We start from the raw sequence: 26950 nt of genomic DNA on the forward strand, positions 1-26950 counted from the left end.
GACCTCTAATGTTTTTATTTTAAGAAATACATGGCATGTGTTTTTTTTTCAAGCAGAAGACGGCATCCGAGATGTCTTAGGGTCTCGTGGGCTCGGAGATGTGTATAAAAGACAGGTGCCCGCCACAGCAGCGTCCCCGGGAGCGCCACCCCGAGCGTCAGGTACGCCGCGAACACCCCGAGGTCGCGAGCCGGCACCCCGCACCACAGGAGCACGGCCACCGCCCCCGCGCAGACCAGCCCGGCAGGCACCCACCCGGAGCCGAGCCGCCGCCCCGACGAGGCCGGCAGGCGGCGGAACGCGCTCTCGGGCGGCGCCAGCGTCATCTGATCACCCGGCGGTCATCTGATCACGGTCACCAGTCGGGTGAACTCGGCCGGCAGATCAACTCCGTCCCACACGCGGTGAAAGCTCAACGCGCTGCCCACGGGCACCATCCGATCGACCCCGCGCCCGGCCAGCCCCCTGGCCAGCTCCTCCAGCTCGGCCTGGCCGAACCCGAAGTGCGTCATCGTCTGATCTCGCCGCTCGACCAGCCCCGCCAGCTCCGCCAGCGCCCCGAGCCGGGCGTGCGCGAACGTCCCGGCCCCCAGCCAGCGCCTGGGCGCGGCGGACGCGGCGGCCAGCGTCACGTCGGCCAGCGCGTTGCCGCGGAACTCCACTCTCTCGGCCAGCCCGTCGGCGGCCAGCCCGTAGGTGGAGACGCGCTTCTCCACGGCCATCGCCGCGTCCACCCCCCAGCCGCGCACCGTGACGACCCGCGACACGTGGTCGCTGAAGTCGGCCCTGGCCGCGTCGCAGTCGCCCGCCGCCCCCACCCAGAAGACGGTCCGCGGCGAGGAGCAGGCGGCCTGGTCGAACCAGTAGGTGTCGTTGACGAACCCCTCGGCGACCGTGACCCGCGCGGCCCTGGGCGCGCACAGCCACGCCGCCGCGCACATCACGGCGAACGAAGAGCGGTCGGGAAAGACCAGGTCACGGGCGTGCGGGGCGAGCGGGTGCCGCCTGATCTCGCTGACGGTGTGATCGCCGCCCCAGATCACCCGCAGGTCGCAGGCGGCCGACAGCGCGGTGGTGACGGCGTCGGAGCGGTCGTAGGAGACGATCCGCTGGGTGGCGGCGACGGCGGGGTCGGCCTCGGCCAGCGACTCGTGCAGCGTCTCCAGGATGACCTCGGCGACCGCGCCGGCGCGCGGCGACAGGCGGACGACGTTGCGGTTGCCCATCAGGGCCGACAGGGCCCAGGAGTAGACGAAGACGGTGTCCACGTTCGCGGGCGGGAGGTGGAAGATGAGGCCGCGGGGCACGCGTACGTGCTCGGTCCTGAGCCCGTCGAGGGTCCTCGCCAGCTCGCTGGGCCGCAGGAAGAAGCCGAGCGAGCCGAGCTCGGGATGCCGCCGCGCGAGCGCGGGCCGCAGCAGCCGCTTGCCGAAGGCCGACAGGAACGCGCGGACCCGCTCGTCCCCGACCGTCAGCGGCCCGCCGGTCTCGGGCTCATCGCGCACCTGGCCGAGCAGCGCCTCGACGGGCACGGCTCCGGCGGCCGGAAACCTGACGTCGAGCATCAGGTCTGCCCGAAGGTGTCGCTGCAGCCGCGGGCCTCGGCCCTGGGCAGCCGGCCGAGCACCTCGAACCGCTTGCCCGGCCAGCAGCCGTCGTCGATGCCGCGCACCACGCCGAGGTCCTCGGTCAGCAGCACGTGGCCCGGATAGGAGGTCGGCAGCGTGCTGACCACCTCGATCAGCCCCGGCACGCCGGGCGGCGCCTCCTGCCAGGTCTCCGGATCGCGGATCACGACATTGGCGAAATCGGGGCAGTAGAGGCCGTCCCCGCCGGGGCCCTCCAGGAAGACGGTCCCGATCTGCTCGACCATTCCGTAGAAGTTGTGCACCTTGCTCAGCCCGCACTCGGCGGCCAGCCGCCGGCGGAACTCGGCGTTGTCCACCGCCTGGGCGGCCAGCTTTTTCCAGCCGCCGGAGTGGATCAGCACGCCCTGCGACAGGTCCGCGCCCAGGTCGCGAAGGTAGAGCCAGGCCATGAACGTGAACCCGAAGATCAGGAACGGCTCGCTCCCGTGGCGGGCCAGGAACGCCTTGACCGTCTCGGCGTCCACCCGCCCGTGCTCGTCGAGCACGAAGGTGTGGTCTCTGCCGAAATTCATCATCCCGAGCACGCCGGCGCCGCGAGCGCTCAGGGTCGGGTCGCGCACCACCGAGCGGCTGTCGACGACCAGCATCGGCAGCCGCCGCTCACCCAGCACGGCCTTGAGCGTCGCCGCCAGCATGCGCGTCTGCGCCGCCGCGGCCTCGCGGTCGAGATAGATCCGGCTCGGCTGCTGCCCGGTGGTGCCGCTGGAGGTCAGCACCCTGAACACCGCCGACTCCGGCACGCTGCGCAACTCGTGCGTCTTGAACAGCCGCACCGGCAGCCAGGGCAGATCGGCCACCCTCCGGTAAGGCGGCGCCGCGCCGATGGCGTCGAGGATCCGGCGGTAGGGCGGGCACGCCGCGCGATGCCGGGCCGTCAACGCGGCCAGCTCGGCGGCCAGCACCAGCTCCCGCTCGCTCTCGGCCAGGCTGAACACGCTCATGCCTGCGACTCCAGCGCGCGGTAGTCGACCTTGCCGGTGGCCAGCAGCGGCAGCCGATCGATCCCGCGCACGTCGAACCCGCTCCAGTGCAGCCGCAGCTCGGCCCCCAGCCGCCGGGCCAGCCCGGCGCACCCGGCGGCGTCCAGCCCTTCGGCCCACACCGTCACCCGGTCGTCCCCGCTGGTGGCGGCCACCGGGCCGGAGTCGCGCAGCAGGCGCTCGACGTCGTCCAGGTTGATCCGGACCCCGAAGATCTTGGCGATGCGCTTGGACCGCCCCGTGATGTGCAGGAACCCGTCGGCGTCGAGCCACCCGAGGTCGCCGGTGCGCAGCACGCCGCCCAGGTCGTCACCTCTGGCCAGGTCGGCGGCCGTCTCGGCGTAGCCCATCATGACGTTGGGCCCGTGGAAGACGACCTCGCCCTCGTCGATGCTCAACCGGCCGCCGGGGATCGCCACCCCGGCCGAGCCGGGCTTGTCGGCGAGCCGGTCGGGCGGCAGGACCGCGATGCGGGCCGTGGCCTCGGTCTGGCCGTACATGACGTAGAACCGGTCGCACTGGCCGGCGAACTCCGTGACGAGCTCGGGGCTGAGCCGACCGCCCGCCTGGGTGAACGTGGTGAGCGCCGGGTGCTCGGCGCGGTCGAAGCGGAGCCTGCGCAGCATCTCGTACTGGTAGGGGACGGCGGCCAGCGACGTGCAGCGGTGTGCGTCCAGATGCGTCCAGAACGACCGCTCCAGCAGCCCCGCCTCGGTCAGCATGACGCTCGCGCCCGCCACCAGATGGCTGTTGAGCACCGAGAGGCCGTAGCTGTAGTGCAGCGGGAGGCTCGTGGGCGCGATCTCGTCAGGGACGAGGGACAGCGCGGAGGCGATGGCGGCGGCGTTGGCCAGCACGGCCTGGCGCGAGAGGCGCACGAGCTTGGGATTGCCCGTCGAGCCCGACGTGGCCAGCAGGACGGCCAGGTCGGGGTGCGGATCGGGGGCGTCGCGGCGCGCGGGCGGCGAGCCGTCGGCCGCGTGGGTGAACCCCAGCAGCGCGGCCGGCTTGAACCGGCCCGCCAGGGCGGCCAGCGCGCCGGCGGACAGGTCGGGATCGAGCAGCGCGATCGGCCGGCCCGACTGCCACGCGGCGAGGTAGCGCAGCACCGAGGCGAGGTTGCTGCGCATGCCGCAGAACAGCGGGCCGGGCCGCAGCCGGGCCAGCGCGTCCGCGGTGCGGGTGATGCGATGAACCAGCTCGTCGCCGCCGAGGCCCTCCGGTTCTCCTGCGACGACGAGCCGGGCTCTGGGGTGTGGGAACATCACCGCACCAGCCCGCCATCCACACCGATGACCTGGCCGGTTATGAAAGACGCGTCGGACGAGAGCAGGAACGCGGTGGCGCGGGCGACGTCGTCGGGCCGGCCGAGGCGGCCGAGCGGGGTCGCCGCGACCGTGGCCGCGCGGGCCTGGTCGTCGAGCGTGGAGAGCATGTCGGTCTGGATGTAGCCGGGGGCCACGGCGTTGACCCTGATCCCGGCCGGGCCCAGCTCCTTGGCCGCGGCCAGGGCGAGGCCGATGACCGAGGCCTTGGTGGCGGAGTAGACCGCCTGCCCGGGGCCGCCCGCGCGGCCCATGATCGAGGAGATGAGCACCACGGCCGGGTCGGCGCCGCGGCGCAGCAGCCGCAGCGAGGCTTGCAGCGTGTGGGTCGCGCCTATGGCGTTGACCTCGAACAGCCGGCCGACCGTGTCGTGGCGGACCATGCCGAGCAGGCCGGCCGCGTGGATGCCGGCGTTGATGACGAGGGCGTCGAGCCGGCCGTGCCGCTGGTAGATCTGCCGCATCATGGCCGAGACGAGCCCCGGGTCGGCGACGTCGCCGTGGACGGAGTCGGTCAGGCCCCCCGTCTCGGACGCGACCTCTGCGGCGGCCTTCGCGGCCCGCTCCTCGTCGCGGCCGTGGAGCACGACGTCGTGACCGGTCGCGGCCAGCCTGACCGCGATGGCCCGGCCGATGCCCGACGTCGAGCCCGTGACCAGGGCGACCCTGGCCTCAGACGGCGGCAGCGCCGATGCCATGCTTCTCCAGCAGCTCGGCCGCCTTCGCGAACGAACTCATGTCGATCATCTCGTCGGTGTCGATCAGGACGGAGAACTCGTCCTCCATCGCGGCGACCAACGCCATGTGGGCCAGCGAGTCCCACTGCGAGATGGCACGGTATTCGAGGCCGTCGACGTCTGCGTCGGCCGGCAGATTGAGCGCCACGCGGAAGACGGCCCGCAGGCGATCGAGATGACTCATGATCACTCACTCTCTGTCCTCAAGCCACGACGCAGTGTAGCGGCAATTGGCGGCCCGGAAAAACCAAGACCCCATCCCGGGTAATGGAAGCGTATAACGGCGCGTGGCGCGGGTTGGGTGCTGGGAATGTCGGATGGGGCACGCCAACCGCTACAGGGGGAATAATGGACGAATCCAATCATTGGTACGGGCACTCCCGCATACTCGGAAGATACTGCGGGCTGCCGGAGGAGGCTCCGAAGCGCATCCAGGGTTTCCTCCAGCACGGATGGAACTATCTCCATGGATTTCCGCCGAACGATCACTGGTGCAGCCCCGGATACCCCCGTTTCATCTGGTCTGACGTGCTGCGGCGCAGGGGCTGGTCGATGGGCCGGAGGGGCCACTATCTGATCGGCGCCCCCTGGATTTACCTCCTTTACCAGGAGCCCGGTCTGGGCGTGGTTCCGGACCGGAAGGGTACGATCTGGTATCCCTTTCATGGGTGGGAGAAGCATTCCGTCAGCGGCGATCACGCCCGGCTTGCCGACGAAATCCGAGATGTCGAGAATGAACCGGTCACGGTCTGCCTTTATTGGCTGGAATTCGCGAATCCGGACATTCGACGTTCGTATGAATCGAGGGGATTCCGGGTCATCTGTCATGGCGAGCGCGGCTCCCGCTGGGAGGGGAAGGGACGCGACTTCCTGCGCAAGCAGCTGGTCCAGCTGCGGCGCCACCGCAGGGTGGTCTCCAACCGGCTCGGCAGCGCGCTGTTCTACGGCGCCTCGGTGGGATGCGACGTGGCCGTGTACGGCGATCCGATGCAGTTCGAGGACGAGCGCCCCGAATACGGGGGCACGGCGCGCCGGATGCGGCTGTGGCCCGAGCTGCACGGCACGAGCGTCGATCCCGGGCTGGCCGCGGAGGTGGCGCGGCGCGAGCTGGGATTCGAGTACCAGGCGACACCGGAGGAGCTACGGCGAATGTTCGGATGGAAGCGGATGCGCGAGGAGGCGTCTCACTCGTCTCACTCGGCGCGCGGAGTGAGGGCATGAGCACGCGCATGAGCGAGGCACCCGAGAACGTCCGGTTGATCGGCGGCGAGATGCTGCTGTGGTCCGACGCGTCCAACATGGCCGGCATCACCGACTGGCGCGGCGCGGCGCTGGAGCTGATCAGGCGGATGATCCCGCCGAGCGGCCGGGTGCTCCTGGTCGGCCCGCACCCGCAGCTCCTGGTGGACGACGTGGTGGCGCGGGCCGGCACGACGGCCGCGCTGCTGCGCTCGTACCCCGACGCCTGCGCGCTCGGCGACCGGCACCCGGGGCTGGAGGTCTTCTGCGGGCGGCTGGAGGTGTTCGACGCCGACGAGCCGTACGACCTGGTGCTGGCCCTCGACGGGCTGCTGCGCACGCACTCCGCCGAGGCGCCCGCCGCCGCCTGGAGCGAGTCGCTCGGCGCGCTGACCGGGCTGCTCGCCCCGGGCGGCCGGCTGGTCCTCGGCGTCCGCAACGACCTCGGCGTCGACCGGTTCATGGAGGCCAGGCCCGCCGACCGGGACGGCGGCGACGACCAGTGGGCGCCGCACGGCTTCGACCCGAGCTACCCGGGCGGGCCCGGCGCGCTCGACGGCGGGCTGGAGAACGCGGGGCTGAGCATCCTGCGCTGCTACGCGGCCTACCCCTGCAGGCAGGCGCCACGCGCGCTGCTCGCCCGCGAGGCGCTGGCCTTCGACCTGCCCGAGGCGCTCACGTTCCCGCTGAGCGCCAGGGGCGGCGACCGGATGCTGGTGGCCGATCCGCTGCGGCTGACCAGGCTGGTGTTCAGGCACCGGCTGGGGGAGGAGCTGGCCCCGCTGTGGCTGGCCGTGGCCACCCGGCCGGGCGGCGCGGGCGAGGCGGCGGAGCTGCCGCTCGGTCTCATCGAGGAGGGCTCGGCGCTGCACGAGCTCACCCGCTCGGGCACCCGCCGGCTGCCCGACGGCGAGGAGCGGCCGGTCCCGGCCGGCCGGGTGGTCGAGGAGATCCTGGTCGAGGCGTGCGCGCGCGAGGACGTACGAGCCGTGCGCGAGGTGCTCGCCGAGCTGGCCGCCTGGGTGGAGGAGAGCGGCGACATGTCGTCGGCGACCGACAGCCTGGTCTACGACGGCGAGCGGTTCGCGGCGATCGGGCCGGGCCGGATCCCGTCCAGGACGCCGGAGCCCCGGGTGGTGCTCTGCCGGATCCTGTGGCGGTTCGCGGTCAGGCTGCTGGCGGCGGGTCACCATCACCCGTGGCCGTGGCCGCTGGAGGCCGACCAGCTCACGCTGACGTTGTGCGGCATGGCCGGGCGGCCCTGCGGTCCCGGTGACCTCGACCTGGCCCGCAAGCTGGACGCCGAGCTGGGCCAGCCCGCCGAGCTGGCCGAGCACGCGCCCACCTACCGCGACCTGCTCGGCGCGCGCGACCGGCTGGCCGACCAGCTCACGGCGGCGCTGGCCAGGATCTCGCGCCTGGAGACCAAGCTCTCCTACCGCGAACGCGAGCTGGTCAGGGCCAAGGCCAAGCTGCGCAGGTCCCAGCGCAAGGCCACCGCCTACCGCAGGACGCTCGGATACCGCCTCTCCCGACGCCTGGCCCGCCCCCGCAAGGTCGCCCGCCGAGTCATACGCCTGCTGTCCGGCTGACGAAACCACGAGGAGTGCATGTGCCGGTTCTTTCGGTGATCGTCCCGTTCTACAACGTCGAGAAGTACATCGGACCCTGCCTGGACTCCATCACCGCCCAGACCATGGGCGACCTGGAGGTGATCTGCGTCGATGACGGCAGCGGCGACGGCGGCCCCGCCGTGGTCGCGGCCGCCCAGGCGGAAGACCCGAGGATCAGCCTGATCAGTCAGGGCAACAGGGGCGTGGGGCACGCCCGCAACGTCGGCGTCCGCCAGGCGCGGGGCCGCTACCTGGCCTTCGTGGACGGGGACGACACCGTGCCCCCCGACGCGTTCAAGCGCCTGGTGTCCTCGCTCGAGTCCACCGGCTCCGATCTCGCCTGCGGCAACGTCATGCGCCTCTACCGGAACCTGCTCATCCCGTCGTGGGCGCACAGGGAGGCGTTCGCCAGGCCAGTCAAGCGCACCCACATCACCCGCCACCCGCTGCTGATCCGCGACCGCATGCTGTGGAACAAGGTCTACCGCCGCTCCTTCTGGGACGGCCTCGGCCTGAGCTTCCCCGAGCGCATGTACGAGGACCAGCCCGTCGCCATGGCCGCCCATGTCGGAGCGAGGTCCGTGGACGTGCTGGCCAGGATCGTCTACCACTGGCGGCAACGCGACGAGCCCGGCTCCTCGATCACCCAGCGCAGCCTGGAGCCGGGCAACCTGCGGGACCGCCTGCTGTCCGTGCTGGCGACCGCCGACCTGCTCAGCCGCGCGGCGCCGCCGCTCAAGCGCCACTTCGACCGCGACACGCTCGACATCGACATGGGCGTGGCGGTGGAGGCCGTGGCCACGATGACGGCCGCGGGCACCGGGGTCGACGGCGGGTTGCTCGACCTGATCGTCCGCTACCTCGACGGCGTGTCGCGCGAGGCGTGGCAGAGCGTCCCGTTCGAGCACCGCCTCCAGGTCCACCTGCTGCACCGGCGCCGGCTGGACGACCTGGCCGACGTCCACGAGCAGGCCGTCGCCGGGCATCTGCAGCCCAGGGTCAGCTCGGCCGGATTCCTGCGCAGGCGCTGGTACGGCCGGCACCCGTCGATGCCCGAACACCTCTCGGAGGTCTCCGGCGAGCTGGGCCTGACCGCCAGGCTGGTGAGCCTCGACTGGCGCGAGGGCGTGCTCGGCGGCGTGGGCCGGGTGTCGGTGGGCAGGTTCGACGTCGGCGGGCTGCGCCGCGTGCGCGTACGCGTCTGGATGGAGGAGCGCGAGACCGGCGAGATCGTGCTGCTCTCCGAGCAGGACACCGCGCCGACCTGGGAGAACGTCGAGCAGGAAGACGGCACGCGGGTGCCCGAGCACGCGTTCCCCTTCCGGTTCGCCTTCGATCCCGCGGCGCTGTCGCCGGCGCAGCTCGCCCGGCGCGGTCACTGGGACCTGTGCCTCCAGCTCAGGAGCCAGGGGCTGCGGCTCGACGGGCGGGTGGCCGGGCCGCGCTGGCTGCCGCCGCTGATCCCCGCGCCGCGCCGCAAGTCGGGCGTGTGGCTGGTGCCGGTGCGCACGGCCAAGGGCGCCTGGGGCGTACGGCTGCGCAAGGCGGAGGCGACCATCGGCGAGTGCCGGATGGACGGCGGCGACCTGGTGTTCTCCGGCGAGATCGCCGACGTAGGCGACGGCGATCCGGTGCTGAGGCTGCGGCGCAGGAGCGACGGCGAGGAGATGTACTTCCCGGTGGCGCTGTCGGGCCAGGACTTCCACGCCCGGGTGCCGCTGGCCGACATCGACGAGAGCGTCGGGCACGAGTCGTGGTGGGAGGTCGTCATCGACCAGGGCAGGGCCATCCGGCCGCTGGTGCGGACCAAGGAGCGGCCGGTCGCGACCGTCGCGGACCGGCGCTTCCTCATCGACAGGGGGGAGGACGGCTGCCTGCTGCTCGCCGAGCGGTGATCCGCCCGGCCGGGGCCCGGCGGGCCGGTCAGGACAGGATGCCGGCCAGGGTCTCCACGACCCGATCCTGCTGGGCGTCGGTCAGGCCGGGGAACAACGGCAGCGACAGCTCCTCGGCGTAGTAGGACTCGGCCCGCGGGCAGAGCCCGCGCCGGTAGCCGAGATCCTCGAACACCGGATGCCAGTAGGCGGGCAGGTAGTTGACCTGCACGCCGATGCCGGCGGCCCGCATGCGGTCGTAGACCTCGCGCCGGCGCCCGTCGCGGATCCTGACCGGGTAGAGGTGCCAGCTCGGCGTCACGTAGGCCCGCTGGGCCGGGAGCCCGAGCCCCGGCACGCCGCCCAGCAGGAGGTTGTAGCGCGCGACCAGCTCGGCCCTGCGCTCGCGGAAGCCCGGCAGCCGCCCGAGCTGGCTGAGGCCGAGCGCGCACAGCACGTCGGGCAGCCGGTAGTTGAGCCCGAACGCGTGCACCTCCTGGTGCCACCCGCCCTCGTCGGCGTGGCGCAGCCCGGCGGGCTCCCGTACCAGGCCGTGGTTCCGGAACCCGGCGGCCCGCAGGAACATCCCGGGGTCGGTCGCGGCCACCGCGCCGCCCTCCGCCGTCGTCACGGTCTTGGTCGGGAAGAACGAGAACGTCGTCAGATCCGCGAGCGCCCCCACCGGCCGGTCCTTGTAGGCCGCGCCGATCGAGTGGGCCGCGTCGGCCACCAGCACCGCGCCGGCCCGGTCGGCGACCGTGCGCAGCTCGTCATAGTCGGCCGGGTGGCCCGCGTAGTCCACCGCCGTGATCGCCCGCGTCCTCGGGGTGACCAGCGCCGCGGCGGCCTCGGGGTCGAGGTTGCCCGTGTCGTCCTGCACGTCGGCGAACAGCACCCGCGCGCCCAGCAGCGCGGCCGTGGCGGCCGTGGCCACGAACGTCAGCGGCGAGGTGACCACCTCGTCGCCCTTCCGCACCCCGGCCGCCACGTAGGCGACGTGCAGCGCCGCCGTGCCCGACGTGACCGACACGCACGGCACGCCGCCCGTCCAGCGGGCCAGCTCGGCCTCGAACCGGCCGACCGCGGGCCCGGTGGTGAGCCAGTCGCCGCGCAGCACCTCGGCGACGGCCTCGACGTCGGACTCCGCGATGGACTGCCGTCCGTAGGGGAGCATCAGGCGGTCACCATGCTGCGCAGGTCGTCGACGGAGAGCCACTGCTCGTTGGTGTCGGAGCGGTAGGAGAAGCCCTCCGGCAGCAGCTCGCCGGTCCGCGGCGGCGCGTAGCCCCAGGTCGCGATCGTGGGCTGGACCACGTAGCGGTCGGCCAGGCGCAGCGTCCTGCGGCCGTCGTCGGGCCCGATCATCTCCTCGTGCAGCTTCTCGCCCGGCCTGATGCCGATCTCGTAGACGGGGCTCTGCGGCGCGAGCGCCTCGGCCAGGTCGGTGATGCGCATGCTGGGGATGCGTGGCACGTAGAGCTCGCCGCCCTGCATCAGCTCGAAGGAGTCGACCACGAACCTGACCGCCTGGTCGAGCGTGATCCAGAACCTGGTCATGCGCTTGTCGGTGATCGGCAGGCTGCCGCCCTGCTCGGCCAGGCGCAGGAAGAACGGCACCACCGAGCCCCTGCTGCCCACGACGTTGCCGTAGCGGACCACGGAGAAGCGGGTTTCGTAGGCGGCGGAGTAGTGGTTGGCCGAGACGAACAGCTTGTCGGCCACCAGCTTCGTGGCGCCGTACAGGTTGATCGGGCTGGAGGCCTTGTCGGTGGACAGCGCGACCACCTTGCGCACGCCGCAGTCGATGGCGGCCTCCACGACGTTCTGGGAGCCGGCGACGTTGGTGCGGACGTACTCGAACGGGTTGTACTCGGCCGTGTCGACCTGCTTGAGCGCGGCGGCGTGGACCACGTGGTCGATGCCGTGCATGGCGCGGGCCAGCCGGTCGCGGTCCCGGACGTCGCCGATGAACCAGCGCAGGCGCTCGTCGTCGTCGAAGAGCTGCCTGAGCTCGTACTGCTTGAGCTCGTCGCGGGAGAAGACCACCAGGCGCCGCACCCCGAGCGAGTCGAGTGCGTGGCGGATGAAAGCCTTGCCGAAGGACCCCGTGCCCCCGGTGATCAGAACGGACGATCCACTGAGAATGCTCACGTGGCCCCCTGAAATCGCGCAGTAGTCGTTCAAGCAGCCGGTAGCATAGCGCGATCGGTCAACCACGCACGGTCACACAGGGGAATGGGGCTTCGGTGCGTATTGTCGGAATTGTTCAGGCTCGCATGGGTTCGACGCGCCTGCCGGGGAAGGTGCTGCGCGACCTGGGTGGTCGATCCGTACTGGGCTGGGTGATCCGCGCCGCATGCGAGGCGGGCGTGCTCGACGATCTCGTGGTGGCGACCACGACACTGGCGGCCGACGACGCGGTGGTCGAGGAGTGCCGCCGGCTCGGCGTGGCCTGGCACCGGGGGCCCGTGGACGACGTGCTGACGCGGTTCGTCCAGGCGCTGGCGGGGCGGAAGGCCGAGGCCGTGATGAGGTTCACGGCCGACTGCCCGCTGCTCGATCCCGCCGTGATCAGGGAGGCGGCGCTGGTCTTCCGCGCCGTGCCGGGGCTCGGCTACCTGAGCACCAGCCTGGCGCGCACGCTGCCGCGCGGGCTGGACGTGGAGATCGTGCGCGAGGATGCGCTGGAGCGGGCCGACCGGGAGGCGACCGGCTACCACCGCACCCACGTGACCTCCTACGTCTATGCGGAGCCCGGAGACACGCGGCTGCTGGGGCTGGCCTACCAGCCCGCCGCCGACGACCTGCGGGTCACGCTCGACACCGAGGACGACTGGTGGCTCATCTCCCGGGTGGTGGCCGAGCTGGGGGACCGGTGCGTGCCGGTTGAGAGGCTCGTGAGCTGGCTGCGCGCCCGGCCCGAGGTGTCCGGGCTCAACGCCCACGTGCGGCAGAAGTCCTTGCAGGACGCGTGAGGGCGCAGCAGGCGGCCGTCCGCATCGGCGTGCGCTGCGACGCCGGGGTCAGCGGCGGCGTCGGCCACCTGGTGCGCTGCGTGGCGCTGGCCGAGGAGCTGCGCGCCCGCGGCGCCGACGTGGTCTTCCTCGGCGAGGTCGCCGGCTCCCCGTGGGCGTCGGCGCAGCTCGGAGAGCGCGGGCTGCCGCTGCGGGCCGCGCCCTCGGCTCCGGTACGCCTGGCCGCGCTGGCCTGCGAGCTCCGCCTGGACGCCCTGGTCCTGGACTCCTACGACCTGCCGGCCGGCACGGGAGCCGCGCTCAGGGAGGCGGGCTTCCCCGTGCTAGCGATCGTCGACGGCGACCCGCTCGGCCAGGAGGCCGACCTCTACCTCGACCAGAACCTCGGAGCCGAACGCCGCCCCTTCCACGCGCCGGCCGCGGACGGAACGCGGCTGGCCGGGGCCCGGTACGCGTTGCTGCGCGACAGCGTCCGGCGGCGCAGGCGGGAGCCGCGACGCGGGCCGGAGCCGCACGTGCTGTGCTTCTTCGGCGGCACCGACAGCGCGGGCGTCGCCCCTGCCTGGGCGCGGGCGCTGGTCGAGACCGGGCGGCCGTTCCGCGGCACGGTCGTGAGCCCGGAGCCGTTCGCGGCGGGAGATTCGATCACCGTGGTCCGGCCGACGGACCGGCTGCCCGAGCTCATGGCCGGCGCCGACCTCGTGGTCACGGCGGCCGGCTCGGCCATCTGGGAGCTGCTCTACCTCGGCGTGCCCACGGCGCTGAGCTGGGTGGCGGACAACCAGCTCATCGGCTACGAGGAGCTCGTGGGCCGGGGCGCGGCGGCGGGGCTCGGGCGGGCGCCGGACGCCGCGGCCGTCGGCGTGCTGGCCCGGCTGCTCGGCGACGCCGCCGCCCGCGAGGAGCACGGCAGGCGGGGCGGCGGCCTGGTGGACGGCCGGGGCAGGGAACGCGTCGCCGACGCCCTGCTGGCCCTGGCTAGATCAGATCCCAGGTGAGCGGCGTGCCGAACGGCACGTCCCTGGTGAAGGCGCGGCCCATCACCTCGCGCGCGGTCTCGGGCGGCAGCCCGCCCGCGGGCCGGATCGAGCGGACGTTCTCCGCCGTCACCCGCTCGCCGGCCCGCACGTCACGCACGACGTACAGCGAGCGGCGGAAGCGCAGCCCCTCACGCTCGGATGGGCGCGGGCCGATCACCGGGCTGCCCAGCGACTCCCAGGCCCGCTCGCTCTCCGTCACCAGCGCCGCCAGCTCGGCGGGCTCCAGCGAGAAGGCCGCGTCCACCCCGCCGTCGGCGCGCGACAGCGTGACGTGCTTCTCGATCAGGCAGGCCCCCAGCGCGACCCCGGCCAGCGCGGCACCCAGGCCGTACGTGTGGTCGGAGATCCCCACCACCTCTCCGGTGAGCGTGGACAGCAGCGGCAGCGCCCGCAGGTTGCTCTCGGACGGCGCGGCCGGGTAGGAGGCCGTGCAGGACAGCACGGCGAGCTGCGTGCACCCGGCCGCGCGGGCCGCGTCCACCGCGGCGTGGATCTCCCCGATCGTGGCCATCCCGGTGGAGATGATCAGCGGCTTGCCCGTGGCCGCCGCGAGCCTGATCAGCGGCAGGTCCACGATCTCCGAAGAAGCGATCTTGTACGCCGGCACGCCGAGCTTCTCCAGCAGCTCGACGGCGGTGGGGTCGAAGGGCGAGGAGAAGGCGGCCAGCCCGCGCTCCCTGGCCCGCTCGAAGATCGGCTCGTGCCACTCCCACGGCGTGTGGGCGCGCTCGAAGAGCTGGTAGAGGCGCTCGCCGCCCCACAGGTCGTGGTCGTCGCCCAGGCGGAAGGCGGGCCCGTCGGCGTCGATGGTCAGCGTGTCGGGCCGGTAGGTCTGCAGCTTCAGCGCGTGCGCGCCGGCGGCGGCCACCGCGTCCACGATGTCCAGCGCCCGCTCCAGGCTGCCGTTGTGGTTGCCGGACAGCTCGGCCACGACGTACGGCGGATGCTCGGCCCCGATCGGCCGTCCCGCGATGGAGATCATGCTTGTTCCTTCCTCTTGAGCTGGATGGCCACGACGTCGCGCGGAACGCCGTCCACGACCCGCTGGTAGGCGTCGATCTCCTCGAACCCGAACCGCCGGTGCAGCCGCCTGACGGGCTCGTTGTCGGCCAGCACCTCGCCGCGCAGCGCGGCCAGCCCGAGCGGCCCGAAGGCGTGCTCGATGGCCGCCCGCTCCAGGCCGATCCAGGCCCGCAGCAGCTCCCCCGAGCGCTCCAGGCCGTCCAGATCCAGGTAGAACCCCCAGCGGCCGGTCCCGGTCGGCAGGCCCGCGTAGGTCACCACGCCGGCCGCGACCCCCTCGTGGTCGTAGATCAGCACGAGCTTGCCCGCGTCGCCGCGGGCGGTGGCCCACCAGCGCGCGTGCTCGTCCTCGGCGATCTCGTGCGTCTCGAAGCTGGCGGCGCGCACGCGCGGGTGGTTGCGCCAGCGGAGCATAACCGGCAGATCATCGTCCTGGACGCTTCTCAGCACAGCTCCCCCTACTATTCGTGCTCGATCCATTGCACAACGTAGCGGATTACGCGTCCGGTAAAGAGCTCATCAGGGACGGGTATCGGAGCGGGAATCCGCCTGGCCACCGAGGCATGCTGCCCTCGATCCCATCCCGAGCCAAGGAGCAATCGGCATGATCCCCCTGCTCAGTGTCGTGGTCCCGGTCTACAACGTGGAGCCGTACATCACCGAGTGCCTGAAGTCGCTGGCCGCCCAGACCCTGGAGGACATCGAGGTCATCCTCGTCGACGACGGCTCCGACGACGGCAGCCGGCGGGTGGCCGAGGACTTCGCCGCGCGCGACAACCGCTTCGTCCTGATCGGCCAGCGCAACATGGGGCCGGGTCCCGCGCGCAACGAGGGCATCCGGCAGGCCCGCGGCACCTATCTCGCCTTCGCGGACAGCGACGACGTCGTGCCGCCCGAGGCGTACGAGGTGCTCGTCACCAAGCTCGCCGAGACCGGGTCGGACCTCGCGTGCGGCGCGGTGGGGCGGCTCGTGGAAGGCGTGCTGGAGGAGTCGACGCTGCACGAGAAGGCGTTCAGACGGCCTGAGCTGTGCACGCACATCACCGACAAGCAGGTGCTCATCAGGGACCGCACGGTCTGGAACAAGGTCTACCGGCGCGACTTCTGGGAGCGCCACGGCCTGGAGTTCCCCGCGGGGATCTACGAGGACGTCCCCGTCGCCATGCAGGCGCACGTCCTGGCCACCAGCGTGGACATGGTCGGCGACGTCGTCTACCACTGGCGCAAACGCGAGTCGGGGGAGACCTCGATCACGCAGCGCCGGGCCGAGCTGCCCAACCTCTACGAGCGGCTGGCGGCCATCCGCTCGGTCCGGGCCTTCCTCGACGAGCGGGCGCCCGAGCTGCTCGACGGCTTCGACGCGCTGGTGCTGGAGAAGGACATCCTGTTCCTGTTCCAGGCGCTGGAGAACAGCGACGAGACCGGGCCGCTGCTGGCCCTGGCCGACGCCTGGGTGGGGGAGCTGGGCCCGAAGGTGCTGGCCACCGCGCCGTCGCTGCGCCGCCTGGAGCTGCACCTGCTCAGGCGCGGGCTGGTCGCGGAGCTGCGCAGGGTGCGGGACTTCCGGCGGGCGCACGCCGACGGCACGCGCATCGTGCCGCGCGGGCTGCGCACCACCAACTGGTACGGCGACTACCCCTTCTTCCGCGACCGCCGGCTCCGGATCCCCGACGAGGTGTTCGACGCCCGCGAGGAGCTCAAGCTGATCGCCAGGGTCGAGGCGTGCGAGTGGACCGGCACCGAGTTCCGCCTGCGCGGGCAGGTGTCGATGCACCGGGTGGAGCGCAGGATCGGCAAGGTCGGGCTGTGGCTCAGCGACGGCCGCCGCCGGGTGCCGCTGGAGGTGCGGCGCTCGGGCCGGTTCGGCGTGGTCGCGAACGTCGACCCGGCGCGGCTGGCGGGCGGCGGGCCGAGCTGGCGGCTCCAGGCGCGTGCCGAGACGCGCGGTCTGGTGCTGAAGGGGTGGTTCAGGGACGGTGACGCGAACTCCGCGTGGCGGTTTTCCGTGCCGGGTTGGTCAAGAACCGGCATGGACATCACCCAGTAGTTCCAGACAGTAATTGCTCGGGCGCGATACGTGTTCATGCTGGGATCCATGAGGACCTATTCGCTCGAGGACGTCTACGAGACACGCAAGCGGAGAGACTCCTGGTGGACCGTGTATTTCGTGGACCCGGTCGCCTGCCGGGTCGCCCTTCCCGTCGCCAACCACACCCGGCTGACGCCCAATGGGCTCACCGTGCTCTCGCTGGTCCTCGGCACGGTGTCAGCCGCCTGTTTCGCCACGAACCAGCTCGTAGCGGGCGCCTTGGTTTTCTATCTGAGCTTCATGATCGACTGCGTGGACGGCAAAATCGCCAGGCTCAAGGGCACGGGGACGCCCTTCGGCCTGTGGCTGGACTACGTAGGGGACCGGATCAGGGTGGTCCTGTGCGCCGGGGGCCTGGCGTACGGGCAGTACGCCCTGACCGGAGATGTGCGCTACGTCGTTCTCGGCGCTGCGGTGGCCGTCCTGGACCTGTTCAGGTACGTCAACGCGCCGCAGATGAAGCGCGTACGCGAGGCGGTCAGGGAGGAACGCCAGGAGCCCGAGGAGGAGCCGGAGCCGGAGCAGGAGGAGCCGCTGGAGCGGGTGCCGCAGGGGCGGACGCGGCCACGCAGCTTCCCCAGGCGGCTCAACCGGTTCCTGGCCAGGCACCGGGTCCGCTCGCACCTGATCAGCGGCATCGAGTTCCACGCCGCGGTGTTCGTGATCGCGCCCCTTGCGGGGGCATGGGCGCTGATCCCGCTCGCCGTGCTGTCCGGGGCGCTGCTGCTCGCCAACGAAGTCTTCCTTGTCTACCGGATGTGGCTCTTCACGCGCAGGCACAGCGCAGCCTCCACCCAGGAGAGCAGAGAGCACGTTCTCGTCTAATTTTTCGGGGGTTAGTACGAAATGTCAGACCGGCCAGTCTTCGTCATCGGATGCCCGCGGTCCGGCACCACGATGCTCCAGCTCATGCTCCACTCGCACCCGCGCATGGCGGTGCCGCCGGAGACGCGCTTCCTCGTTCCCGCTTATTACCGGCGTCGCACGTGGGGCGACCTCCGGCTCGACTCCCGCCGCCGCGCCCTGGCGCAGTGGATCGCGACCGACCGCAGCACGAAGTTCCGCGAGCTCAAGATCGACAAGGACGAGTTCATCAAGGAGGCCGTGGAGGGCCCAGGCTCGCTGGGCTCCGTGATCGGCACGGCCTTCCGGATGTACGCCGACCGCTTCGACAAGGCCCGCTGGGGGGACAAGCGGCCCAGCTACGTCAAGCAGGTGGACCTGCTGCTCAGGCTCTTCCCCGACGCCCAGTTCATCCACCTCATCAGGGACGGCCGCGACTGCGTGGCCTCGCTGAAGGAGATGCCCTGGTACACGCTGGACTCCTTCCACGCCGTCTCCACCTGGGCCGAGGCCATCGACGCGGGCGGCCGGCTCAAGCGGACGCTGCCCGAGGACACCTACTACGAGCTGCGCTACGAGGACCTCACCGACGACCCGATGACGGAGCTGAAGAAGCTCTGCCACTTCCTGGACGAGGACTTCTCGCCGTCGATGATCTCGCCGCGCGAGGCGGCCAGCGTCGCGGTGCCGCAGCACAAGGTCTGGCACAGCAACACGCACCAGGAGGTCACCCGCAGCCGCGTGGGGAGCTGGGCGAACCGGCTGGACGACTGGGAGGTCGCCCTGTGCGAGCACATGCTCGGTGACCGCCTCGAATCCATGGGCTACGAGCTGAGCGGCGCGCCCAAGCCGGCCAAGGAGCACGTGACGGCCGCCCAGAAGACCATGCAGAAGCGCAAGGCCAGCCGGATGCGCAAGGGCATGCGCGACCGGCTGAACCGGCTGCGCGAGCCGAGCCCCGTCGCCGCCATGCTGACGACCGGCCAGCGGACGCTGGCGGGCGTGCCGCAGCAGCGCGCCGAGCTGACCGAGCCTGCCGTCTGAGACCGGGCTCGCGTCCAGGGCGGGGGCTCAGCGCTCGATGTGGGCGAACATCGACTCCCACCGGTCCAGCACGTGGTCGAGGCGGAAGCCCTCGGCCCGTGCCCGGGCGTCGGCGCCGAGGCGCCGGCGCTCCTCCGGGGAGTCGATGAGCCCGGCCAGCCCGGCCGCGAACGCGGCCACGTCGCCGGGCGGCACCAGCAGCGACGCGGCCGAGCGCACGCCGCCCGACACGTCGAACGCCACCGACGGCACCCCGTGCGCGGCCGACTCCAGCAGCACGATGGGCAGGCCCTCGTGCTCGCTGGTCAGCGCCAGGATCGAGGCGCCGAGATACTCGCCGGGCATCCGCGCGGCCGGCACCAGCCCCCTGAAGACCACCCGGTCGCCGACGCCCTCCCCGGCGGCGTGCGCGCGCAGCCGCCCGTCCTCGGAGCCGTCGCCGATCAGGTGCAGCTCCCACGGCGGCGGCGCGCCGGAGCGGGCGAACGCGCTGATCAGCCGGTCGAACCGCTTGACCCCCTCCAGGCGGCCCACGCCGAGCACCCGGGGCGCCGTCAGCGCGGACATCTCCTCGGGCCAGACGGCCAGCGGGTTCGGCAGCGTCCAGGTGTTGGGCAGCAGCGCGTGCTCGGCGAACAGCCAAGCGTCGTCCCCGCTGAGGAAGACGGCCTGGTCGAGCTGGGGGTAGTGGCGCCTGATCGAGCCCAGGTGCCAGCAGTCGCGGGCGTGGTCGTACGAGCCGTGATACTGGCCGATCGGCCGGAAGCGGGCGGGCAGCAGCCCCGCCAGCCGGGTCACCACCGACGGCGAGGTCATGACCGCGTAGCCCGGCCCGATCGTCGCGAGCAGCTCCTTCAGCCGCCGGTCGGCCCGCCTCCTGGCCAGGCGCCCCCGCGACCCCACGGGCTTGCCGGCGATCACGTGGTGGTGGTAGAGCGGCCGGTCCACGTACCTGAACGGCGTGGCGGCCCGGTGCAGCCCCACGACGTGCACCTCGTGCCCGCGCTGCGCCAGCCCCTGGGCGAGGGTGTGGGTGACCTGCTGGACGCCGCCGAGCGTGTCGGCGTCCATGCACGCGAAGACGACGCTCACCGGGCCTCCTCGAAGAAGTCGCTCACGATCCGCGCCGCCGCGTCGCCGCGCTCGTCGGCGCACCACAGCTCGCGGAAGGCGGCGTACCGCCCGGCGAAGGCCGCGTGCACGGCGGGCAGGTCGCGCAGCGCGGCGATAAGGTCGGGGGTCGTCGAGACGCATGGTCCGGGCGCGATGGCCGGCAGGTCGTGATAGACGCCGCGCTCCGACAGCCGGTAGTCGTCCCAGTCGTCGATGAAGAACAGCATGGGCTTGCCCGTGAGCGCGTAGTCGCACATCACCGATGAGTAGTCCGTCAGGAGCGCGTCCGAGGCCAGCATCAGGTCGTTGATCTCGGGATAGGACCCCGCCGAGCGCACGAAGTGCTTCAGGTGCTCGGGCGGGTGGTAGCGCTCGACCGGATGCGTGCGCAGGATGAGCACCCATTCGCCGGCCAGCTCCTCGGCCAGCAGCTCCAGGTCCGCCCTGACCGACTTGCCGCTGCCCTTGACCCGGTCCCGGTACGTGGGCGCGTAGAGCAGGATCTTCCGGTCGGGCGGGATCTCCAGCCGCTCGATCACCTCGGACCTGGCCGGCTCGGCCCTGACCAGCGCGTCGCAGCGAGGGGTTCCGCAGCGGTAGACCTTGCCCGCGTACCCGTTGGAGGGCAGGAACACCCGCGAGAACTCCGCGCTCGGCGACACCAGCGCGTCCCACCTGGCCACCGCCGCCCGCCACTGCGCCCGCGGCTTGTCGAAGTCCCCGCGCAGGTCGGGGGCGTCGAACCCGATCGACTTGATGCCCTGACCGTGCCACGTCTGCAGGTAGCGGGTGCCCGCGGGCTTCGGGTAGTCCAGCGGGAACCCGTGGCTGTCGACCCAGATCCCCGCGCGGGCCATCGTCCAGAGGTAGCGCCAGCTGCCCCGGCGGACCAGGCGCGCGTCCGAGGGGAAGTTCTTGCGGCCCTTGGCCACCGACCAGACCACGTCGATCCCCAGCGAGCGCCGCCGCAGCTCCTCGTAGATGGCCCGCGGGCTGCCGCTGTAGCCCTTGCCGACGTCGGACTCGAACAGCGCGAGGTTCCGCCGCCGGGGCAGCACCCTGATCAGCACCTTGTAGGCCAGCAGCTTGTTCCGCGGCGTGTTGAACCGCTGCATCAGGTGCCGCTTGACCCGCCGCCACAGCGACTTCGGACTGGAGTCGGGGCGCACGCACAGGTACCCGGTGCAGCCCTCGGCCCGCACCGTGCAGTGCGGCAGCTCGATCGGCTTGAGGTGCGGATCGACGATCAGCCGGTCGGTCGTCGTGTGCCCGTCGGAGGTCCTGGTGAAGCCGATGCGCGGGTCGCACTTGCCCGAGGGGGTGCAGACGATCTCGCTGAGGTACCCGCCCTCACCGGACGGCTCGGGACGGATCGGGATCCGCGTCTTGCCGAGCTGCAGGAACGCCGTCCACTCCACCGGCAGTGCCCCGAACGGGTCGTAGGTCCGCACGGTCATCCGCAGCCGCTCGCCGTCCGCGGCGATCTTCGCCACCTCGTGCCGCAGCCTGGAGGCGGTGAAGGGCAGCTCCGCCAGCCGTAGCCGGGTGATGTCCATGCCGGGCGACGCCGTCGTGCCCCAGTACGTACGCCCGTCCACCCGTACGGCCGCCCGCGGCGCGGCCCTCGGCCCGGTCAGCGAGCCCGCGGCCACCCGCAGGTCCTCGATCCGGTCGTCGAGGATGAGCCGGCAGCACACCCGCTGCAGCGGGTCGATCTCCTCCAGCACCTCCGCCGGGATCTCCTCCAGGTAGGGCCGCACCAGCGCGGCGAACTCCTTGATCCACACCAGGTCCCTGGCCGGCAGCGGATTGAGATAGACCCGCAGGTCCTGGCGCAGGAACCGGAGCTGCCGGTGGGGGACCAGGTCCCCGGCCCCGTAGCCGCGCAGGATGTCGTCGCTGAGCCGGGCGGCGATGATCCGCTGCCGCACGTTCTCCAGGTCGTTGATGCTGAGCGAGATCGAGTCGTTGGACTCCGCGCGGTGCCAGTGGTAGACCACCCACGGCACGATCGCGAACCTGCGCGACACGGCGTACAGCTCGGTCGCGAAGACGTGGTCCTCGTAGTGGATGTCCTCGGGGAAGCGCAGCACGTGGTCGCGCAGCCAGGCGACGTTGTAGAGCTTGTTCGTGCTGAAGGAGTCGAGGAACAGCTCGGGCTCCTCCCTGATGCCCGCCACCACCCGCCGCCTGGCGAACAGCGAGGGATAGTACGGCCGCAGCCGCCCGCTCGACTCGTACAGCCGCGAGATCTGCCCCGACACGAAGTCGGCCCCGGTCCGCTCGATCTCGGCGAGCAGGCTCTTGCAGGCGTGCCTGGGCAGCTCGTCGTCGCTGTCCAGGAACATGACGTAGGGGGAGCGCGCGGCGTCCACGCCGTCGTTCCTGGGCGCGCCGCAGCCGCCGCTGTTGACCGGCCTGCGCAGGTAACGCACCCGCGGGTCGCGTACCGCGAGCCGGGCCGCCACCTCGGGCGTGTCGTCCGTGCTCGCGTCGTCCGCGATGATCACCTCGACGTCGCGCAGCGACTGACGGAGCACGGAACCGACGGCCCTGGGCAGGCGGCCCGCGTCGTTGTACGAGATCACGACAACGGTGCAGTCCGGCATGCCAAGTCCCCCCGCTGGTCAAATCACCTGCGGGAATGGCACTTCCCCGTGCTGCGGTGAAGTGTCCGTACTTGAATGAGTATTTGCCGAAAAGCGGTGTAGAAGCCGACAAATCACCCAGCGGGTGGCGGGCGGGTCAGCGGGTGAGCCGGCGGATCAGCCAGACGATGAACACGAGGGCCGCGACCGCCCCGGCGATGGGCACCAGCCGCTTCAGCAGCGGCTGCCCGGCGATCTCCAGCAGGTCGAGCGCCTCCTCGTCGGGGGTGCGCGAGGTGCGCATGGTGCCCGTCGGCCGGACGTCCTGCTCGGGCGCCGGCACCGCGCTCAGATGCCGCTCGTCCTGCGCGGGAGCAGCGTGGGCGGTGTCGTGGGCGGTGTCCAGGTCGTTGTCCTGGGCGCTGTCCTGGGCGCTGTCTTGGGTCGCGTCCTGAGTGGCGGCGATCTGGGGGGCGGCGTCCTGGGCCGGCGCGATCTGCTCGACGGTGGGCTCCGAGAGCAGCTCGGCCAGGTTGCCGGCGAACCTCTCGATGAGCTTCCCGCCGACCTCGGCCATCACGCCCCGCCCGAACTGCGCGGGCCGCCCCGTCACGTTGAACGTGGTCTCCACGGTCACCGCCGTGGTGCTCTCGCCGCTCGGCGTCATCCGCGCCCGCACGGTGGCGGAGGCGGTGCCCGAGCCCCTGGCCTCCTTGCCCGAAGCCTGGATGGCGAGCGAGTAGGAGTCCTTGTCCACGTCCTCGAACCTGGCCGAGCCCTTGTAGGTCACCACGATCGGGCCGACCTTGACCTTCATCCTGCCGGTGAACTCGTCGCCTTCGAAGATGTCCAGCGTCGCCCCTGGCAGGCACGGCGCCACCCGTTCGACGTCGAGCAGCACGGCCCAGGCCTGCTCGACCGGAACGGGAACAGTGAACTCGTGCTCGAACCGCATCGCCATCGATCCGCTCCTTCTCCCGGTGGTTGCGACACTACGTCGGAGCGGGGGCGCCCCGGAAGAGGACGCCCCCGCCGAACCGGTCAGGGAGATCCGGCCGCCGTGCGTACCGCTCGGTGGGTCAGGACCCTGGCCAGATGCCGGCGATAGTCGGGCTGGGCGTGCAGGTCGGCCGCCGGCGAGGTGTCCGCGGCCGCCTCCTCGCACGCCTGGCGTACCTGATCGCCCAGCTCAGAGCCCTGCAGAGCGGCCTCGGCCGCGCGGGCGCGCAGCGGCGTCGAAGCCATGTTCGTCAGCCCGATCCTGGCCTCGGCGATCGAGCCGTTGGAGCGTTTGACCGCCGCCGCCACGCCGACGATGGCCCACGCCTGCGCGGTCCGGTGGAACTTCTCGTAGTGGAAGCCCCAGCCCGGGCCCAGCTTCGGGATCTTCACCCCGACCAGGATCTCGCCCTGCCGCAGCGACGACTCCCAGTAGTCGACGAAGAAGTCGGCGGCCGGGATCTCCCGCTCGCCCTGCTCCGACCTGGCCACGAACACGCCGTCCAGCGCCAGCACCACGGCGGGCAGGTCGCCCGCCGGGTCGGCGTGGGCCAGCGAGCCGCCGAACGTGCCCCGGTGCCGGATCGCCGGGTCGGCCACCGTGGCGGTGGCGATCGCCACCAGCGGGCAGTCGGCGGTCACCACTCCGGAGCGCAGGACCTCGTCGTGCGTGGTCAGCGCGCCGATGAAGACGTGGTCGCCGCGGTCGTGCACGCCCTTCAGCTCGGGCAGCCGGCCGACGTCGACCAGCTTCGACGGGTAGGCCAGCCGCAGCCGCAGCAGGGGCAGCAGCGACTGCCCGCCCGCCAGGACCTTGGCGTCCTCGTCGGAGCCGAGCGCCTGGCAGGCTTCGGACAGCGATTCCGGGCGCACGTAGTCGAACTGCGCGGGGATCATTGCCGCGCTCCTTCCTGGCCCTGCCCGGCCAGCGCCCGCCAGACGCGTTCGGGCGTGCACGGCATCTGGACGTCCTGGACGCCGCGCGGGCGCAGGGCGTCGACGATGGCGTTCACGACGGCCGGGGTCGACGCGATCGTGCCCGCCTCCCCGACGCCCTTGACGCCCAGCGGGTTGCTGGTCGCGGGGGACTCGGTCCTGTCGAGGGTCATCGAGGGCAGGTCCGCCGCCGACGGCAGCAGGTAGTCGGCCATCGTGGTGGTCAGCAGGTTCCCTTCGGTGTCGTAGACGGCCTCCTCGTACAGCGCCTGCGCGATGCCCTGTGCGATGCCGCCGTGGATCTGGCCCTCGACGATCAGCGGGTTGATGACCTTGCCGATGTCGTCCACCGCCACGTACGAGCGGATCTTCACCATGCCGGTCTCGGTGTCCACCTCCACCGCGCACAGGTGGGTGCCGTGCGGGAAGGAGTAGTTCTCCGGGTCGAACGTGGCGTCGGAGTCGAGCCTCGCCTCCACCCCGTCGGGCAGGTCGTGCGCCGTGAACGCGGCGTAGGCCAGCTCCTGGATGGTCTTCTGCGAGTCGGTGCCGCGCACCTTGAACGCCCCGGCGTCGAACTCCAGGTCGTCGGGCGAGCACTCCAGCACGTGCGCGGCCAGCTTGCGGGCCTTGTCCTTGACCTTGTCGCACGCCTTCAGCACGGCCATGCCGCCGACGACCAGCGAGCGCGAGCCGTAGGTGTCCATGCCCTTGTGCGCGACGGCCGTGTCGCCGTGCAGCACCGTGATGTCGTCGAACGGCACGCCGAGCGCGTCCGCCACGATCTGGCTCCACGACGTCACGTGACCCTGCCCGTGCGGCGAGGTGCCGGTGATGACCTCGACCTTGCCCGTGGGCAGCATGCGCACCGCGCCGTGCTCCCAGCCGCCCGCGCCGTAGTTCGCCGCGCCGAGCATCCTGGACGGGGCCAGGCCGCACATCTCCGTGTACGTGCTCACCCCGATCCCGAGCTGGACCGGGTCGCCCCGGTCACGCCGGTCGGCCTGCTCGGCGCGCAGCTTGTCGTAGCCGAACAGCGAGAGCGCCTTGTCCGTGGCCGCCTCGTAGTTGCCCGAGTCGTAGGTCAGGCCGGAGATCGTCGTGTACGGGAACTCCTCGTGCTTGATCCAGTTGCGCTTGCGCACCTCCACCGGGTCCATGCGCAGCTCGGCGGCCAGCTCGTCCATCACCCGCTCGATGCCGAACGTCGCCTCGGGACGGCCCGCGCCGCGGTAGGCGTCCGTGGGCATCTTGGTGGTGAACACGCCCACGCAGCCGAACTCGTACGCGTCCATCTTGTAGATCGCGTTGAACATGGCCGCGCCCAGCATCGGGACGCCCGGCGTGACCAGCATCAGATAGGCGCCCATGTCGGCCAGCAGGTTGACCTGGAGGCCCCGGATGCGGCCGTCGGCGTCGGCGGCCAGCCTGATGTGCTGGATCTGGTCGCGGCCGTGGTGCACGGTCAGGTTGCCCTCGGAGCGGGACTCGGTCCACTTGACCGGCCTGCCGAGCTTCCTGGTGAGCAGGAGGCAGAGCACTTCCTCCGCGGTGACCTGCAGCTTCGAGCCGAACCCGCCGCCCACGTCGGGGGCGATCACGCGGAGCTTGTGCTCGGGGATGCCGGTCACGACCGCGAGCATCACCCGCAGCACGTGCGGGATCTGCGTGGCCGACCAGATCGTGAACGCCTCGCCGTCGGTGTCCGCCAGCACCGCCCGAGGCTCCATCGCGCTCGGGATGAGCCGCTGCTGCACGTACGTACGGTCGATGACGACGGCCGCGTCCCTGAACGCGGCCTCGATGTCACCTGTGGTGATCTTCGCGGTGAACGCCTGGTTGCCGGCCTCGTGCACCTTCGGGCTGTCCGCCGCCAGTGCCTCATTCATGTCGAGGACGGCGGGCAGCTGCTCGTACTCGACGTCGATGGCGTCGAGCGCGTCCGCGGCGCGATAGCGGTCGGTCGCGACCACGCAGGCCACGGCCTCACCGACGTAACGCACCTCCGAGGTCGCCATCGGCGGGTGCTCGGGGATGACGATGTCCTCGCTCACCGGCCACGCGCACGGCAGGCTGCCCTGCTCAGCCGCGAAATCCTCGCCGCTGAACGCGGCCACGACCCCGGGAAGGTCACGGGCCGCCGAGACATCGACCCTGACGATCCTGGCGTGCGCCATCGGGCTGCGCAGGAACATCACGTGCAGCGTCCCGGGACGGGAGATGTTGTCCGTCCACTGCGTGCGTCCGGTCAGCAGCCGGGCGTCTTCCTTGCGCCGCCGCGGTCTGCCGACCTCGGACGCGCTCACCGGCTCGTTGATCTGGTCGCTCTGCGCTATCTGCTCGGCGACCTGGCCGGCGTCCAGCTCGGTCATGGCGTGCTCACCGCCTGACCCATCTCTTGCGCGCCCCTGCGTACGGCGCGGACGATGTTGCAGTAACCGGTGCACCGGCAGAGGTTGCCTTCCAGGCCGTGCCTGATCGTCTCCTCTGACGGGTCGGGATCGTCTCTGAGCAGGTCGATCGCGGCCATGACCATGCCGGGGGTGCAGTAGCCGCACTGCAGCGCGTGCTCTTCGTGGAAGGCCCGCTGCATCGGGTGCATCGACCCGTTCGCGCCCAGGCCCTCGATGGTGACGACGTCGCAGCCGTCGGCCTGCACGGCGAGCACGGAGCAGCTCTTCACGCTCTTACCGTCGAGCATGACGGTGCAGGCGCCGCAGTTGCTGGTGTCACAGCCGACAGGGGTGCCGGTCTTGCCCAGCCGTTCTCGTAGTAGATGAACGAGCAGGAGTCGCGGCTCGACGTCCTCCTCGTACTTGATCCCGTCGACGGTGACGGTGATTCGGGGCATGCGTCCTCCCACAGGAGCAGGGGAAAGGCGGA

The 26950-nt window shown here is 71.7% G+C and carries 24 protein-coding genes; 8 read left to right on the plus strand and 16 right to left on the minus strand.

Annotated elements, in window-relative coordinates; all coding sequences use genetic code 11:
• Window positions 1-14: 14 nt before the first annotated feature.
• Genes ETD85_RS28260 through ETD85_RS28285 form a run of 6 tightly spaced genes read right to left on the minus strand, consistent with a single transcriptional unit; the run spans window position 15 to window position 4875 of the window.
• Window positions 15-326: a hypothetical protein gene (locus tag ETD85_RS28260; RefSeq protein ID WP_138692821.1), complete on the minus strand. Its 312-nt coding sequence runs from the start codon at window positions 324-326 to the stop codon at window positions 15-17.
• A gap of 15 nt (window positions 327-341) precedes the next feature.
• On the minus strand, window positions 342-1565 hold the full coding sequence (locus ETD85_RS28265; protein ID WP_138692822.1) for an acyl-CoA reductase: 1224 nt from the start codon (window positions 1563-1565) through the stop codon (window positions 342-344).
• A complete protein-coding gene (locus tag ETD85_RS28270; protein WP_138692823.1) occupies window positions 1565-2590 on the minus strand; it encodes a LuxE/PaaK family acyltransferase in 1026 nt (341 codons plus the stop codon). The genes ETD85_RS28265 and ETD85_RS28270 overlap by 1 nt, the downstream gene beginning before the upstream one ends.
• On the minus strand, window positions 2587-3894 hold the full coding sequence (locus tag ETD85_RS28275) for an AMP-binding protein (RefSeq protein WP_138692824.1): 1308 nt from the start codon (window positions 3892-3894) through the stop codon (window positions 2587-2589). The genes ETD85_RS28270 and ETD85_RS28275 overlap by 4 nt, the downstream gene beginning before the upstream one ends.
• Window positions 3894-4652 carry an SDR family NAD(P)-dependent oxidoreductase gene (locus ETD85_RS28280; RefSeq protein WP_138692825.1) on the minus strand — a complete coding sequence of 253 codons (759 nt, stop codon included), beginning with the start codon at window positions 4650-4652 and terminating at the stop codon, window positions 3894-3896. The genes ETD85_RS28275 and ETD85_RS28280 overlap by 1 nt, the downstream gene beginning before the upstream one ends.
• On the minus strand, window positions 4627-4875 hold the full coding sequence (locus ETD85_RS28285; RefSeq protein ID WP_138692826.1) for an acyl carrier protein: 249 nt from the start codon (window positions 4873-4875) through the stop codon (window positions 4627-4629). The genes ETD85_RS28280 and ETD85_RS28285 overlap by 26 nt, the downstream gene beginning before the upstream one ends.
• A gap of 164 nt (window positions 4876-5039) precedes the next feature.
• Here ETD85_RS28285 and ETD85_RS28290 point away from each other — a divergent pair, with 164 nt between their 5' ends.
• Genes ETD85_RS28290 through ETD85_RS28300 form a run of 3 tightly spaced genes read left to right on the plus strand, consistent with a single transcriptional unit; the run spans window position 5040 to window position 9438 of the window.
• The gene (locus ETD85_RS28290; protein ID WP_138692827.1) at window positions 5040-5912 is read left to right on the plus strand and encodes a hypothetical protein; all 873 of its coding nucleotides are present in this window, start codon (window positions 5040-5042) and stop codon (window positions 5910-5912) included.
• An 8-nt stretch (window positions 5913-5920) separates the two neighbouring features.
• A complete protein-coding gene (locus ETD85_RS28295; protein ID WP_138692828.1) occupies window positions 5921-7522 on the plus strand; it encodes a class I SAM-dependent methyltransferase in 1602 nt (533 codons plus the stop codon).
• A gap of 20 nt (window positions 7523-7542) precedes the next feature.
• Window positions 7543-9438 (plus strand): glycosyltransferase family 2 protein, encoded by a 1896-nt coding sequence (locus ETD85_RS28300; RefSeq protein ID WP_138692829.1) that lies wholly within the window; start codon window positions 7543-7545, stop codon window positions 9436-9438.
• Between the two features lie 28 nt (window positions 9439-9466).
• On the opposite strand, the gene ETD85_RS28305 is transcribed toward ETD85_RS28300, so the two are convergent.
• Both ETD85_RS28305 and pseB read right to left on the minus strand, forming a co-directional pair.
• Window positions 9467-10591, minus strand: coding sequence for an aminotransferase class V-fold PLP-dependent enzyme (locus tag ETD85_RS28305; protein ID WP_138692830.1), 1125 nt, complete (start codon window positions 10589-10591; stop codon window positions 9467-9469).
• Window positions 10591-11568 carry a UDP-N-acetylglucosamine 4,6-dehydratase (inverting) gene (gene pseB, locus ETD85_RS28310; RefSeq protein WP_138692831.1) on the minus strand — a complete coding sequence of 326 codons (978 nt, stop codon included), beginning with the start codon at window positions 11566-11568 and terminating at the stop codon, window positions 10591-10593. Before pseB ends, ETD85_RS28305 begins: the two co-directional genes overlap by 1 nt.
• Window positions 11569-11663: 95 nt before the next feature.
• Here pseB and ETD85_RS28315 point away from each other — a divergent pair, with 95 nt between their 5' ends.
• Both ETD85_RS28315 and ETD85_RS28320 read left to right on the plus strand, forming a co-directional pair.
• Window positions 11664-12392 carry a cytidylyltransferase domain-containing protein gene (locus ETD85_RS28315; RefSeq protein ID WP_138692832.1) on the plus strand — a complete coding sequence of 243 codons (729 nt, stop codon included), beginning with the start codon at window positions 11664-11666 and terminating at the stop codon, window positions 12390-12392.
• Entirely contained in the window at window positions 12389-13390 is a 1002-nt protein-coding gene (locus ETD85_RS28320; protein ID WP_138692833.1) for a PseG/SpsG family protein, read from the plus strand. Before ETD85_RS28315 ends, ETD85_RS28320 begins: the two co-directional genes overlap by 4 nt.
• On the opposite strand, the gene pseI is transcribed toward ETD85_RS28320, so the two are convergent.
• A complete protein-coding gene (gene pseI, locus ETD85_RS28325; RefSeq protein ID WP_138692834.1) occupies window positions 13371-14414 on the minus strand; it encodes a pseudaminic acid synthase in 1044 nt (347 codons plus the stop codon). The two genes, ETD85_RS28320 and pseI, sit on opposite strands and share 20 nt — an antisense overlap.
• Window positions 14411-14935 (minus strand): GNAT family N-acetyltransferase, encoded by a 525-nt coding sequence (locus ETD85_RS28330; RefSeq protein ID WP_138692835.1) that lies wholly within the window; start codon window positions 14933-14935, stop codon window positions 14411-14413. Before ETD85_RS28330 ends, pseI begins: the two co-directional genes overlap by 4 nt.
• A 124-nt stretch (window positions 14936-15059) precedes the next feature.
• On the opposite strand from ETD85_RS28330, the gene ETD85_RS28335 reads away from it, so the two are divergent.
• Genes ETD85_RS28335 through ETD85_RS28345 form a run of 3 tightly spaced genes read left to right on the plus strand, consistent with a single transcriptional unit; the run spans window position 15060 to window position 18431 of the window.
• Window positions 15060-16502: a glycosyltransferase family 2 protein gene (locus ETD85_RS28335; protein ID WP_138692836.1), complete on the plus strand. Its 1443-nt coding sequence runs from the start codon at window positions 15060-15062 to the stop codon at window positions 16500-16502.
• Between the two features lie 48 nt (window positions 16503-16550).
• Complete coding sequence (locus tag ETD85_RS28340; RefSeq protein WP_240779474.1) at window positions 16551-17369, plus strand: CDP-alcohol phosphatidyltransferase family protein; 819 nt, start codon at window positions 16551-16553, stop codon at window positions 17367-17369.
• A gap of 21 nt (window positions 17370-17390) precedes the next feature.
• Window positions 17391-18431 (plus strand): sulfotransferase family protein, encoded by a 1041-nt coding sequence (locus ETD85_RS28345; protein ID WP_138692837.1) that lies wholly within the window; start codon window positions 17391-17393, stop codon window positions 18429-18431.
• A 27-nt stretch (window positions 18432-18458) separates the two neighbouring features.
• On the opposite strand, the gene ETD85_RS28350 is transcribed toward ETD85_RS28345, so the two are convergent.
• The 6 genes from ETD85_RS28350 to ETD85_RS28375 form a co-directional block, all read right to left on the minus strand.
• Window positions 18459-19523 (minus strand): glycosyltransferase, encoded by a 1065-nt coding sequence (locus ETD85_RS28350; protein ID WP_240779476.1) that lies wholly within the window; start codon window positions 19521-19523, stop codon window positions 18459-18461.
• A complete protein-coding gene (locus ETD85_RS28355) occupies window positions 19520-22153 on the minus strand; it encodes a CDP-glycerol glycerophosphotransferase family protein (protein ID WP_138692838.1) in 2634 nt (877 codons plus the stop codon). The genes ETD85_RS28350 and ETD85_RS28355 overlap by 4 nt, the downstream gene beginning before the upstream one ends.
• A gap of 136 nt (window positions 22154-22289) precedes the next feature.
• Window positions 22290-23093 carry an SRPBCC family protein gene (locus ETD85_RS28360; RefSeq protein WP_138692839.1) on the minus strand — a complete coding sequence of 268 codons (804 nt, stop codon included), beginning with the start codon at window positions 23091-23093 and terminating at the stop codon, window positions 22290-22292.
• Window positions 23094-23173: 80 nt separating this feature from the next.
• Window positions 23174-24028: an FAD binding domain-containing protein gene (locus ETD85_RS28365; protein ID WP_138692840.1), complete on the minus strand. Its 855-nt coding sequence runs from the start codon at window positions 24026-24028 to the stop codon at window positions 23174-23176.
• Complete coding sequence (locus tag ETD85_RS28370) at window positions 24025-26439, minus strand: xanthine dehydrogenase family protein molybdopterin-binding subunit (RefSeq protein WP_138692841.1); 2415 nt, start codon at window positions 26437-26439, stop codon at window positions 24025-24027. Before ETD85_RS28370 ends, ETD85_RS28365 begins: the two co-directional genes overlap by 4 nt.
• On the minus strand, window positions 26436-26918 hold the full coding sequence (locus tag ETD85_RS28375; protein ID WP_138692842.1) for a (2Fe-2S)-binding protein: 483 nt from the start codon (window positions 26916-26918) through the stop codon (window positions 26436-26438). The genes ETD85_RS28370 and ETD85_RS28375 overlap by 4 nt, the downstream gene beginning before the upstream one ends.
• Window positions 26919-26950 lie beyond the last annotated feature (32 nt).

The sequence above is a fragment of the Nonomuraea zeae genome, assembly GCF_005889725.1.
GTDB lineage: Bacteria > Actinomycetota > Actinomycetes > Streptosporangiales > Streptosporangiaceae > Nonomuraea > Nonomuraea zeae.